At 48.1% G+C, this 12,378-nt stretch carries 14 protein-coding genes and 4 pseudogenes; 6 read left to right on the plus strand and 12 right to left on the minus strand.

Translation table 11 applies throughout. The annotated features are described in order from the left end of the window. The first annotated feature begins 288 nt into the window (after nucleotides 1-288). The 4 genes from P378_RS18420 (at nucleotide 289) to P378_RS18435 (ending at nucleotide 2,419) form a co-directional block, all read left to right on the plus strand. A complete protein-coding gene (locus tag P378_RS18420) occupies nucleotides 289-465 on the plus strand; it encodes a nucleotidyltransferase domain-containing protein (RefSeq protein WP_099084222.1) in 177 nt (58 codons plus the stop codon). Nucleotides 466-910: 445 nt separating this feature from the next. After that, the gene (locus tag P378_RS18425) at nucleotides 911-1,777 is read left to right on the plus strand and encodes a Druantia anti-phage system protein DruA (RefSeq protein WP_207654087.1); all 867 of its coding nucleotides are present in this window, start codon (nucleotides 911-913) and stop codon (nucleotides 1,775-1,777) included. Continuing rightward, nucleotides 1,774-1,989 (plus strand): DUF6444 domain-containing protein, encoded by a 216-nt coding sequence (locus P378_RS24420; protein WP_099084223.1) that lies wholly within the window; start codon nucleotides 1,774-1,776, stop codon nucleotides 1,987-1,989. Before P378_RS18425 ends, P378_RS24420 begins: the two co-directional genes overlap by 4 nt. A gap of 28 nt (nucleotides 1,990-2,017) precedes the next feature. Next, complete coding sequence (locus tag P378_RS18435; protein ID WP_180261182.1) at nucleotides 2,018-2,419, plus strand: IS66 family transposase; 402 nt, start codon at nucleotides 2,018-2,020, stop codon at nucleotides 2,417-2,419. Between the two features lie 394 nt (nucleotides 2,420-2,813). Here P378_RS18435 and P378_RS20275 read toward each other — a convergent pair. The 12 genes and pseudogenes from P378_RS20275 to P378_RS18505 form a co-directional block, all read right to left on the minus strand. Further along, nucleotides 2,814-2,969: pseudogene (locus P378_RS20275) on the minus strand (transposase); the annotation flags it as partial. Further along, a pseudogene (locus P378_RS23820) lies at nucleotides 2,948-3,287 on the minus strand (acylphosphatase); the annotation flags it as partial. The pseudogenes P378_RS23820 and P378_RS20275, both read right to left, overlap by 22 nt. Continuing rightward, entirely contained in the window at nucleotides 3,288-3,458 is a 171-nt protein-coding gene (locus P378_RS19910) for a hypothetical protein (protein ID WP_099084226.1), read from the minus strand. Nucleotides 3,459-3,550: 92 nt separating this feature from the next. Next, a complete protein-coding gene (locus tag P378_RS18460) occupies nucleotides 3,551-4,765 on the minus strand; it encodes a Ger(x)C family spore germination protein (RefSeq protein ID WP_099084227.1) in 1,215 nt (404 codons plus the stop codon). Continuing rightward, the gene (locus P378_RS18465; protein ID WP_143338562.1) at nucleotides 4,762-5,037 is read right to left on the minus strand and encodes a hypothetical protein; all 276 of its coding nucleotides are present in this window, start codon (nucleotides 5,035-5,037) and stop codon (nucleotides 4,762-4,764) included. Before P378_RS18465 ends, P378_RS18460 begins: the two co-directional genes overlap by 4 nt. Next, complete coding sequence (locus tag P378_RS18470) at nucleotides 5,010-5,852, minus strand: GerAB/ArcD/ProY family transporter (RefSeq protein ID WP_099084229.1); 843 nt, start codon at nucleotides 5,850-5,852, stop codon at nucleotides 5,010-5,012. The genes P378_RS18465 and P378_RS18470 overlap by 28 nt, the downstream gene beginning before the upstream one ends. Further along, a pseudogene (locus P378_RS24425) lies at nucleotides 5,853-7,186 on the minus strand (spore germination protein). It abuts the gene before it with no gap. After that, nucleotides 7,186-7,449 (minus strand): hypothetical protein, encoded by a 264-nt coding sequence (locus P378_RS18485; protein WP_099084232.1) that lies wholly within the window; start codon nucleotides 7,447-7,449, stop codon nucleotides 7,186-7,188. Before P378_RS18485 ends, P378_RS24425 begins: the two are co-directional and overlap by 1 nt. Nucleotides 7,450-7,473: 24 nt before the next feature. Next, entirely contained in the window at nucleotides 7,474-7,977 is a 504-nt protein-coding gene (locus tag P378_RS18490; RefSeq protein WP_180261183.1) for a hydrogenase maturation protease, read from the minus strand. A gap of 13 nt (nucleotides 7,978-7,990) precedes the next feature. Further along, nucleotides 7,991-8,587, minus strand: a complete 597-nt coding sequence (locus tag P378_RS18495) for a cytochrome b/b6 domain-containing protein (RefSeq protein ID WP_099084234.1) — start codon at nucleotides 8,585-8,587, stop codon at nucleotides 7,991-7,993. Nucleotides 8,588-8,600: 13 nt separating this feature from the next. Continuing rightward, nucleotides 8,601-9,952, minus strand: a pseudogene (locus tag P378_RS18500) (nickel-dependent hydrogenase large subunit). 37 nt (nucleotides 9,953-9,989) lie between these two features. Further along, nucleotides 9,990-11,135 carry a hydrogenase small subunit gene (locus tag P378_RS18505; RefSeq protein WP_099084235.1) on the minus strand — a complete coding sequence of 382 codons (1,146 nt, stop codon included), beginning with the start codon at nucleotides 11,133-11,135 and terminating at the stop codon, nucleotides 9,990-9,992. 151 nt (nucleotides 11,136-11,286) lie between these two features. On the opposite strand from P378_RS18505, the gene P378_RS18510 reads away from it, so the two are divergent. Continuing rightward, nucleotides 11,287-11,559 (plus strand): hydrogenase maturation nickel metallochaperone HypA/HybF, encoded by a 273-nt coding sequence (locus P378_RS18510; RefSeq protein WP_099084236.1) that lies wholly within the window; start codon nucleotides 11,287-11,289, stop codon nucleotides 11,557-11,559. 90 nt (nucleotides 11,560-11,649) lie between these two features. After that, the gene (gene hypB, locus P378_RS18515) at nucleotides 11,650-12,216 is read left to right on the plus strand and encodes a hydrogenase nickel incorporation protein HypB (RefSeq protein WP_099084237.1); all 567 of its coding nucleotides are present in this window, start codon (nucleotides 11,650-11,652) and stop codon (nucleotides 12,214-12,216) included. The last annotated feature ends 162 nt before the right edge of the window (nucleotides 12,217-12,378 follow it).

Raw genomic sequence — 12,378 nt, forward strand, 5'->3', positions numbered from 1 at the left:
AATTACATCATTTGTAAAAATGTGGATTAAAGGACTACCTCTTAAGTGGTTGTTCCTTTAGCATAAAGTAAAATGGGTTAATTGGTGTATACACCCAAATAATTACAAAATTATACAATTATATCTTCCAATTATTACCTTTTAATTTATGCGAAAGTTTTATGCAACGCTAGTGAAAAATAGTATAAGGTTTTGCAAAAATAACGTGTTATCTTACTTCAAGCTTGAGAAAGCAGCCAGAGTAAGAGTGATTTTAAAGTCACAGCTTATTTACGAGGGGTTGTTTAAATGAATACTCTGACACCCGTTGAACGACAAGTTTTAGCTTCCTTTGTTGACTATTTAAACGGTGCCTTTCCGGGGGAGATTACCCAGATTATTTTTTATGGTTCTAGAGCCAGGGGAGATAACCGCCAGGACTCGGATATGGATATTCTTATTTTGGTCAAAGATAAGAAAAAATAGACAGGGATAAGATTTATGACTTTGTCATTGATTGCGAGTTGGAACATGGGATTGACATGTCGGTAAATATTTACGAGAATGAGCAGTTCTGCAAGCTGGTGATATTGAAGGCGCCCTTTGCTGCAAATGTGGTTAGGGAAGGTGAGACACTTTGGACTGTCTAAATGGCAAGGAATTGGCCCTTTACAGGCTTCAGTCAGCCGAAGAACGCATGCTGGCGGACAACGGGGACGGTTCCGCTTGTCGTATTATATTTACTTATGATATGTAACTATTCAGCATCACAATTTTCTTTGAACATCATTTGGATGAATAGGCCAATTCGGAGCGTCTGGGCCAAGTGGTAGAGGAAGCCGATGAACTGCTCGCTTGGATAAAAAAATACCCAATAAAAGGTCTGATCTCGTAGGCGTTTCTCTGATAAAGTATTATCAGGGAGGCGAAAATGATGTACCGGAGACCTGAGATCACAGAAAAAGAAGTAGATTTGATAAACCGGCTCATTTCCGAAAACCCGACCTGGTGGCGTACGAGGCTGTCTATTGAGTCATGCAGGATTTGGGACTGGCGCTATCATGACGGACGCCCTAAAGAAACATCCTGCCGGGACTTGCTTCGGAAACTTGACGGCAAAGGTCTGATAACACTCCCCGAAAAGATTACCGACACCGGTCCAAAACCATGCAACACCCATCAAGTAAAGCGGATGTTCCATGATACTACCCCCGTTCAGTCCCGACTAAAAGATCTGGGACCGTTGCAGGTTGTTGTCATCCTAAACTGCAGCCCTCTGTTAAATGAATTCAAATCCCTGCTTATACAGTACCACTACCCTGGCTTTGACCTGACCGTCGGTGAAAACGTAAAGTATATGGTCTACAACCTGGATGGCGTATTGTTGGCATATCTACTCTCTGGCGCTTCTGCCTGGGCATGTGCACAGCGGGATCATTTCATTGGCTGGAAGGCAGATATCCGCAAAGCGAATCTTTACTTAACTACCAACAACACCCGATTTCTGATCCTTCCGTGGGTTCGGGTTCCTCACCTGGCCAGCCATATCCTGGGGCTAATCAGCCGACGGATTTCTTCAGATTGGCAGGAGAAATACGGCCACCCGGTCTATTTGCTGGAAACTTTCGTGGAGAAAGACAGGTTCAAGGGTACTTGTTACAAGGCCGCTAATTGGGTTTACACCGGCGAAACCACCGGCAGGAGCCGCTATGACAGGTATGGGAGACTTCGTGTTCCCATCAAAGATATCTATCTGTACCCGCTGTCCAGGGACTTCAGGGAGGTGTTGACCCAGTGAAACCATCCCCCGAAGTCCAACGTGAAATAGAAAAGTGTTCAGAAGGATTACGTGAATACATCCAAGGACTCCAAAACGAACGGGCCCGCCTTGAACAAGAAAACAAGGAACTCCGCGCACGCCTGAACCAAAACAGTCACAACAGCAGCAAGCCACCGTCAACCGATGTATTTGTTAAGCCCAAAAGCCTAAGGACTCAAACTGGAGATTAAGGCAACCGTTGATGCTGTAGATGGTGCATTGGATGAAACAACACTCGCAGAATTTGAGGCAAAATACGAAAAAATATTTGCCCTTGCAGATTCCGAAAACCCCATTAACAAGGCCGACATCGTTAACAACACCCGGGGCCGGGTAAAAAGAAGCAAGGCACGCAACCTGATTGACCGGCTAAAGGTGCATGAACATGAAGTTCTGCTTTTCATGCGTGACCCTGCCATACCCTTTGACAATGACCAAGCGGAACGGGACATACGTATGGTTAAGCTCCATCGGAAGGTATCCGGCGGTTTTCGCTCAGATGATGGCTCAGATGCATTTTGCCGTATACGCAGTTACATTTCATCTGCTGCGAAACAAGGGGTTGACATGTTTTCGGCCATATATGGTGCCCAAACCGGGCTTCCCGTGTTTATGCGGTAACCATTACGCCTAAAGTTGCTTAATCAACTTCGAGCTAAGGGATACCTATGCCCATTTTCTTGCGGCATGTTTTCAGATGCTGAATAGTTACGCAAATGGTCAAAATGTTAAATTATGGTTACTGTTTAAAGAAGGGCAGGCCATGCAGCCTGCCTGGTGGAGTTACTTTACAGTGGAACATTTATAGTTACCCCGGTGCCATACCACACCTTCGGCTTGTTCCTTGGACTTATAGTGCACAACTCCGGTGGCGCACCCCGTGCAAGTACCTGTAGACTTACAATTGCTGCACTGACAAAATTGGCAGGCCGGAAATTTCTTAACCATACCTCTCCCTCCAGAAACCGGTTTTTTAAAAACTACCGGGATACTGACTGGACAAATAGGTATTCTTGGTTCGGGCGGCAGCCCTGGCTGCTCCTACCAGTACACTTCTCAATTTCTGGTTACCCTTGCGCGTTCGCCCCGACTTTCGCTTTCCGGCGCTTTCATTATTACCTGGAGACAGCCCTGCCCATGAACATAAATGAGCGGCGGAGCATGAAACCGACTGTTCTGAGGGTCATGATACTCCTGCAGGCAGTCCGGGCACATGGGGAACCTTCACATGGTGGTAAAGGGACGGTCGTAAGGAACGTCCTTAATGATGGTAAAACGGGGACCGCAATTGGTACAATTGATAAAGTGGTAGCGATAACGCCGGTCCCCACCCTCTCTTACCCTCTACTTCCACGATTACTCCTTCAGCGGTGTTGTTAACCCAACCCGTGAGCCCCAGCGACCGGGCCATGTTATATACAAAGGGTCGGAACCCCACTCCCTGCACCAGGCCCTTAACGGACACGCGCATTCTTTTGATTTCCTGCATTTAACGGGATAGCACCCCGAAAACCTGTAGGAAGGCCAGAATATATCCCGTTGACAGGATTACTGAAAATACCGCCAGTTCCCGCCAGAGCCCTTGTTTAACTAAACGCGGGGCCTCTAGAAACACGATGAAGATGAAGGAGAAACCAAGCAGCGCAATATGGGTTAACATATTTGTATCTCCTTTCTACCCTGGAGTGGGTAGTAATAACGTCGTGCCGAAAAAGGTTTTTGTCTTTGACGGTGTCGCTTGCGGCCGAGAAATTACTCAGACATGGCGGGGTTGGTTACTTTTTCAGTACGTCTTATTTTTGACTGTACTTTTATGGTTACTTCCAAAAGGGGAAATATTTCATCCCATTTGTCTTTTAACTGGTTCCATTCCCTGGGGTACCTCCTGTGCACCTCTTCACCAAAACCAAAGATATCCGAGTTTAATCCCTGGGCCTTTTTAACAGCGTCCTGGATTTCACCTGCAATGGCATACTGTTTAAGTTTTTCAAACTCCTTAACATTGGCAGGATTAGTCATATCAATGGAATCAGGCTGTATTTCGGACAGTTCACCCTCTTCATGAACCTGAATATGGATCCTTAATTTCCCGTTTTTAAGCTCCGGTTTAACCTTGGAATCTGCCCGGATGGTAACGGATGCTGCCTTTTTATCCTCACTGCCGGGAATTGGCAGCGTAGTTATACATCTGTGTTCTTTGCCGTTGACCCAAAGGAAGCCGCGGGTTTGCCTTTCGTCCAGTTGCCCGACCATTTTATAGTGGCGGAAGACAGCCATTCCTAATAGCTTCATTTCTTTAGCCGGTACAGCCTGCTTTTGTTCAGGTGGTTGGTTTCCTTCATTTTTATATTCATTAGGAATTATCTTTACCAGCGGGACTACCGGCGCGGTGGTTCTACTTTCCACCGCGGTAATAAAATCTTTAATATCGGAAGTCGGCAGGTAGCCGTGAAGCATTGCGGACTTAACAACATCCCTAATGCCGTAGGCCCAGATATCCTCCTCGCCCAATTTTGTCTCCAGGACTTCCTTGGCCTCGCCTTTAGCTATAATCAGCAAGTTCCGGGTCGAGGGCTCGCGGGAGCGGTCAAAAAAATCGGTCACCGTGAACAAACCTTCTCTGGCCATAGCCTCCCCGGCCACCACAATTTTAGCTTCTGAATAAAACAGGCTTTTGCCCGTTTTTTTGACCAGAGTATCCAGGGCCTGTGAAAAGGTGTAGCCGGTGCCGGTGTATACCAGCACACTCTGTTTCGCTTTTACACCCCCGGTATCACCCATATCCGTCCTGCCTCCTGCCCCTGATTTGACAATCTGTAAGGTTACCCTGACCTTTCCCTTTTCTTTGGCCTGATCCAGACCAAAACCAGAAACAATGGCCCGTTTTTCCAGAGCCAAACTGCTCCAGCAGCCGGTTACCATGGTCAATATCAATAACACAACCAGCAGGCCGCTTTTCCGCCTCACTTGCCTACACCTCCTATGCCACGCAGGTAAGCCACCACCAGCAGGAGCAGCGGCAAGCCGGCTTCCAGGGCCAGGAGGAAGGGGGGTAACACTTGGACGATTTGAACCATGAATTCAATGTTATGTTCCCAGAGCAGTATTGAAAGGGTAATTATCAGCACTCCGGCGGGCAGCACCAGGGCTTTATATTCTTTTAGATTGAAGGTTTGGGCCGTGGCCAGCACGGTGCAGAAAAAGAATATGCCTAACTGGTAACTCCAATGGACAGCCATAAGAGCAAAACGAATGGCTCCACCCGTTCAATGACCTCGCCGATGTTAATTTGCCTTGATAATAAAAGGAGAACAAACATGGTCCGATCCGTTCTGTTGCCTAATACCGATATGGATGAAACCATGATCAGTAATGCTAGCAGACCTGTTGTAATAACACCCCTGAAGATAACCCCTTTGACCTCTCGGGGTTTGTTCAGGAAAGGCGTGAGCATAACCATAATGATACTTTGAGCAAGTATGGCCGCCTGAGGCAAGGCACCCTTCAGAACCGGCATCACACCTTCTTCCAGCACCGGGAAAAAATTTTGTATTTTCATGTCCGGGGAGTTGCTTATTAGAATAAAAAACAGCAGCGCCAGAGCAACGGGAAGAAAAATATCATTGGTCCTGGCCAGAACATCCAAACCATGGCGGACACCGTAGGCGCAGACCCCCACAAAACTGATGGCAAATACCACCAGAGGCGTATCCGGCATAAACATGGTAATTAAAAGTTCAGTTACCCACCTGGTAATCAGAATGCTCATATAAAGGAATAACACAACGAAGAGCAGGCCGAGGGCCATACCGGGTAATCGGCCAAACAACTGCCGGCCGTATTGAATAATGGTCTGGTCCGGAAATCGCCGGCCCAAAGCCGCAATAACAGTACCTGCTAGCAATGCCAGGGCTGTAGACAGGAGGATGGCCAGCCAGCTATCCCGGTTAGCTTGTTTATGTATTGCTGAAGTTACTATGATGGAACCGGACAGAAGGGTAGTTATGATCAGGTTAACAGCCTGCCTGCCGGATATCTTTTCTTCTCCGAGCATTTAGCCCATCTCCTCCTCGCCACCGGCGGGACCGGGTGGCTTGGTTATTCCTGCCCGGCGGATGTTTTGCAAGCCATTTAACCTGGGCCTGTTAGTCATGAACCACCAGGGGGCACGGACCAGACTGTCTTTTAAATCGCCGTGCCATAACGGGGCCAGCGGTGAAAGATAAGGAACACGAAAGGATCTCAGGGAAGCCATGTGCATAATTACCAGGATATTGCCCATGAATAGGCCAAAGAAACCTAAAAAACCGGCCACAAGAGTATAAAATATTCTTATTAAAAGTTGTGCCTCACTCTGGGAGGGAGAAATAAAGGAAGCAATCCCCGTCAGGGCTGTCACGATCACCGTTGGGGCGCTGATTAGTCCTGCTGAAACGGCGGCCTGGCCGATTACCAGTGCTCCTACAATACTTATCGCCTGCCCTACATTCCTGGGTAGGCGCACACCGGCTTCCCGCAGTCCCTCAAAAATTAATCCCATTAGCAAAACCTCCCCGATGGGGGGAGGAAAACCCCCTTCCTGGATGCTTCCAGGATAAGTAAAAGGCTTGTCGGCATAATCTCCGGGTTAAAGGAAGAGATGGACACATACATAGCGGGCAGGTTAGTGGAAATAACTAAAAAAGTAAATCTAAGAATTCTGAAAAAAGAACTGGATAAAAACCTTGAATAATAATCCTCACTGGATTGCAGTGATTCAATAAATAAATAGGGTACGGTCAGCACAAAGGGTGTACCGTCGGTAATAATGGCGACCCGCCCTTCTAAAAGTTGTGCCGCCACCTTATCTGGTTTTTCTGCATTACCAACCGTCGGAAAGACAGAATAGGGGGCGTCTTGAATAAATTCTTCTATATAACCCGACTCCAGGACACCGTCCAATTCAATGCGGTGCAGCCTTTTTTTTACCTCTTCCACTGTTTTTGGGTCAACAATCCCCTTAATGTAAGCAATACAAATTTCTGTTTTGGTTACCCTGCCCAAGCGAAGGCGTTCCATGCGCAGGTTATGATCCTTGATTCTCCTGCGAATCATAGAAATATTAGTGCTTATGCTTTCGGTAAATCCCTCCCGGGAACCCCTGATTACCGACTCGGTCTGGGGTTCCGTCACAGACCTGGTTTCATAGCCCGGTAATTTAAGAATGAGTCCTGTATCATCCCCGTCAAAAAGCACGACGATATTGGCAGACAGGACTGCGTCGATTAATTTATGCAAATCCTTTGATTCTTTTACGCAGCAAACACTGACCACCTTTCCCTTAGCCGCATGGGCCAGTCCTTTGCTCCCATAGCCGGGTAAAAGGCCCGCTGTATGGGAGTCAACCATTAATGCCTTGATTGCATTTTCCCGCAGGCAGTCCGGTCAACGATGCTGTCTATGTAAACCATCGCTACCTGGGTTTTACCCATGAAAAGAACCCTTATTTCTACATCCATGCTGTTCCCAAGGGCTTCCTTGAAGTTGCTGATGTTGGTTGTCAGGTCCGTTGAAAGTTTAACAGTTCCTTTCGGGGAAGCACCAGGATGAGGGAACTTGTTTTGGTTGTTAGACAGCAGGGATAAAAGTGTTCGCCATATATTTCCCGCCACTTGCTGTTCCCCAATCTTTTTTTATTATTCTTCCATTTCTGCCAAAAGTTTATGCAACGAAAAAGTACCATTCCGGAGTAACTGTTTTGACAACCCCCGGATGGTTTTAACGATGAACGGTAATTTTACGGCAATTTCAGGAGAGAGGTTAAGGGAATAGGTTATTTCCTTGGGCTCTATCCCTATAATATTTACTTCCGTGTGCAAACCATAGTAGTCCATGATATCAAGTACACTCAGGAAATCATCTTCGTGCCGCAACAGCCCTGTTTCTTTCTTGCGGGTTATCTCACCGGGGGTCAACAGGTAAATGGTGCCGGGAGGTTCTCCTCCCAGCAGGGCATCAACGGCCAGGATGTGTTTACTCCGGGCAAACACATCAAAGTATTGATAAAAGGAGCCTCCCCCTTCAATGGCATCGATGCCGGGAGGGAGGCCATGTTTTTGCAGTTCCTGGACAACCCGGGGGCCGATGCCGTCGTCCTTGAGGAGTAAGTTACCCAGCCCGAGAATGGTGATTTGGGACACTGGGGTCACCCCCCTACTTATAGCCGGTAAAGATGGATTTAAGTTTCCTGAGGCTGTCGGTTAAGGCAAAATAGATGTGTCCGGCAGCCAGGGAGGATATGGACAGGGACAGCAGGTAGTGCATTTTGCGTAACGGGTTCAAACCCCCTGCCATGTTGACGGTCTTTTGAAAGGTCTTGGAGGCGTAAAGGCCGAAACCGGTCAATATCTGTAAAGGGATAAGCAGGGTCAGGCCGGTGAAGAGAACCTTTTGTGCCGGGTTGTATTTAGGGAATTCAGGCTTTCTTTTGGTAAGAAACAGCTCGTATTTCATAAACTTGGGCATGCCCTTTAAAGCCTTGCGGTCCGGAATGATCTGCCGGTAATTTTTTGTCACAGAACCGTAATAAACCCTGGCCAGAAAGGAGGAGAGAAGAATATATTGAGCAATGAAATGGGTTCTTTTGGCCTGATCCATGCTCTTAAAGCCCAGTGACCGGGAGGGGTTATTGATGTATAACCCGCTCCAAATTCCTGCCAGAACAGCCGGTGCATAGCACCAGTGAAGGAGCCTTACGGGCAACGAATGGCGGGGAGTTTTTTGGTAAGAAGTCTCGTGAGAAACATTCAATTAGCCTCCTTAATCAGGGTACTATCACCAGTTGTTTAACCGGGCGACCCGGTATAATGACATGGGCAACGCAGGAAGAACACAGGTCAAAGGCCCGCACCACCCTGCCTACTTCAATGGGCTCATTTTCATCTTCTACAGGGGTCCCGATCAGGCTTCCTCCACCGGACCCAAGTGGCCCGATTCGTCTCTGGGCGAAAAATTCCAGGCGGTGGGAGTGATAATCTCATAGTTAGCGATTCTCCCTTTTTCGATTCTCAGCCAGTGCCCCAGCTGGCCACGCGGGGCATCGGTAAGCCCTACCCCATCTGCTTCCTTCGGCATGTCAAAGGGAGTAAATACCGGTTCCCCGGGCTGCAACTCTGCCAGCCATCCCTCCATCAATTGCCCGATTTTTTCGGTTTCCACCACACGGGCAATGTTCCGGTCCATGGTGGAAACCCCTCTCCGGTAATTCCCGCTGAGCCACAGCCGGGCCAGGGGGCCTCCTTCCATAGGTCTCCCTCCGTAGCGGGGCGCTTTGCTCCAGGAATAGGCCCCCTTTTTCCCGGTCGGGTTCAGTGCGTCCGCCGGTTGGGTGTACGGGCTGATTGCCAACGTACCAGGAATTTGTGACATCTTCTTTAATAACAGCCGTGTTAAGCCGTTGTACTTGGCCGTTGATTACCGCGCCGGCCGGAAAATGTCTTTCATTATCATGCTCATTGCGCGGGAAGAGACCAAAGGACATCATATTTGGTTTTCTGACGCCGATTTGATAGTAATCCCGGTAGGTCTCAGCCAGGGTGAAGGCATCAGGAATAAAAACACTTTTGATAAAATCGTTGATTGATTTTAATTTAAAGCGGAATGTCATGATGATGTCAGCTGTTGGGGGGACGGAGCTTCCGCCGGCCAGCAGACCGTGGGGAAAAGGAGACTTTCCCCCCAACAGGGCGATCAGTTCGCTGGCTTGCCGGCTTATTTCAATGGCCCTGAAGTAATGTTCAATCATAGCATCGTTTTTCTTCTTGGGCAAACGGTAATCCTTTGTATAGCTTGGGGCAAAGGGGCCCAGGTTGGGTCCCCTGACAAAATCCGGCAGGGCAAAGAGGTAAAAATGGCGGATTTGGTTTTGCAGGATGTCAGACCCCAGGATCAAATTGCGGAGCAGGTTGCCGTTACGCGGTGGACGCGCACCGGCGGCATCCTCCAGGCAAAGCACGCTGCCGTACCATGGGAGGAGGAACATATGCCGCAAATCCGTTCAGTTAAATAGGGGGCATCCCGGGGGTCCCTGCCCCGCAGGATGATCTCAAAGCCCCGGAAAAAAGTGCCAATACACCGGGCATTTATAACCTTTTTATTTTCTACCACAACTTCCACAGCGGTAGGCGAGTGGGCACGGGTTAACGGATCAATTCTAATCTTCTTCAAAGTCGATCACCTTTTTTATCTTTTTCCATTTTTGTTGCACTATTTTTGCCAGCCTTTTGCCTTTACCGTTGGAAAAGCCTTGCTTTAAGTTACGGCCCAGCCTGCCGGTGATAACACTGCCGGCCAGGTGGGCACCTATTCCCAGGGCGGTGACAGCCCCGGTCACCATGCCCACCCGGTCGGCCGACACTTTAATGCCGGGCAGTTTAACATCCGGTAAATGCTTAAAAAAGGGTGCATCCCCGTCAGGAAATTCCGGACTGGTACAACCGATACAGGGGGTATTGGCCTTCACCGGCCAGCTTAAATGCTCGCCGTTCCACTGGCGGTAGGGGCAATCGGCATAGGTAACCGGCCCCTTACACCCCAGCTTGTACATACACCAGGGCTCTCCGGGTTGCCTGGCAAAGATGCCGCTGTTAAAATAGTGACGCCTCTGGCAGAGGTTGTGAATGGTTTCGCCATAGAACATTTTCGGACGGTTTAAATGGTCCAACTCCGGTTCCCCGTGCCACACCAGGTGAGCCAGAGTACCCATCATCCAGCCGGGATTGATGGGACAACCGGGGACGTTAATCACTTTTCTGTCCAGAACCGCTTGAACGGGTTTGCCATGAGAAGGGTTAGGTTCAGCGGCGTAAGGTCCACCGAAGGACGCGCATGTACCGGCCGCCACCACGTACCTGGCTCTGGCGCCCAGTTTACGAACTGCCTCCAGGGCTGTCAGAGGTTTGTCCTTGATGGTGCCAATAACGGCATACAACCCGTTGGACCGGGTTGGTACTGTTCCTTCCACCACCAGGATATACCGGCCCGGATACTCTCTCATGGTTTCTTTCAGAATTCTATTGGCAATCTTACCTTCGGCAGTCATCATCAGATAATTGTAGCGAAAGTCGACTAAATCCGTGAGTAGACCCTGGTAACTTGGGTCAAGACTATTTATAAAAGAAAGTAGATCTCCCGCACAGGTATTAGTGCCGATCCAGATCATGGGGGGTCTCTTTGCCTTTTCTGGCTGTGGCTCTTTTAGCCAGGTAGCTACCTGCTCAATTAAGTTGTTGCTTTTTCTCCCCTGCCGTAATAACTCTATCAATTGACTCTTAGATGGTTTTCCGCCTTGACCCAACATTTTAAGATTTTCCACCTTTGTGCTTATCGGTATGGTTGTGTATAGGATTTCCCGGTGATTAGAAAATTACGCAAAAAATTTACCATTACTACTAATATTGGTTATTATTGAATCCTGTGGTCAAAATAAAAAATATAGAAAGGACTTAAAAATGCACGAACTCTCTGTTATGCAGGAAATCTTTAGCATTATTACGGAAAATGCCAGGTTGCACGGGCTAACAAAAGTAAGCCGGGTCAATGTGATGATCGGTGCACTCTCCGGAGTTGAACCCGCTGCTTTGCAATTCGCTTTTACTTGTTTTGCCCGGAACACCCTGGCCGAGGGGGCAGAATTCTGCATTACCCCGGTGCCTGTCACCTGTCACCGGTTGTTGCCTACGCTGCGGTTTAACCCTGGAGGGTATTACGGGGCTAAAATTTAGCTGCGAGGAACCGCCAGATTACCAAATGCTCACCGGAATGGAGCTTTATGTAGACTCAATTTTAGGCAAAAGCGAAGTGGAGGATTAACAGTGCAGGAAATTAAGGTGGTTTCCAACATTCTTAAAGCCAACGAACTGATTGCCGGCGAGCTAAAAAAGAATTTTCATGATAAAGGAATTTTTGTTATCAAATTTATGGGCTCACCCGGCTCAGGCAAAACATCTATCCTGGAAAGCTTGCTTAAGGAGTTAAAGAGCAAACTAAAAATGGCGGTAATTGAAGGGGATCTTTATACTACGAAGGATGCGGAACGCATTGAAAAGCAAGGCATTCCGGTGGTACAAATCAATACTTGCGGTGGCTGCCACCTGGATAGCCATATGATTAGGGAAGCACTGCATAATCTTTCGCTGGATGGTTTGGACTTGCTGGTTATTGAAAATGTTGGCAACCTGGTTTGTCCTGCCGGTTATAATCTAGGGGAGGATATGAGAATGGTAGCGCTTAGCTTAACCGAAGGGGATGATAAACCCGCCAAGTACCCGGCCATTTTCCAACGGGCTAATGTGGTAATCATTAACAAGATAGACCTGTTAAGCCAGACTGACTTTTCCATGGATGTGTTAAGTTGGGTATGGGTTGACAAAATGGAATAGGCTGGGAAATAAATCAACCACCCGGGCTTGCCCCAGATGGTTGAGTATCCACAGTGCTCCCCTTATAATGATAGTTACCACACCAACATAATAAGGGGGAACTGCTGTGTATACTCATCCTACCGTATTACGCTGCAGAAGGCAAGCAATGATACTTGATGG

The sequence above is a fragment of the Desulforamulus profundi genome, assembly GCF_002607855.1.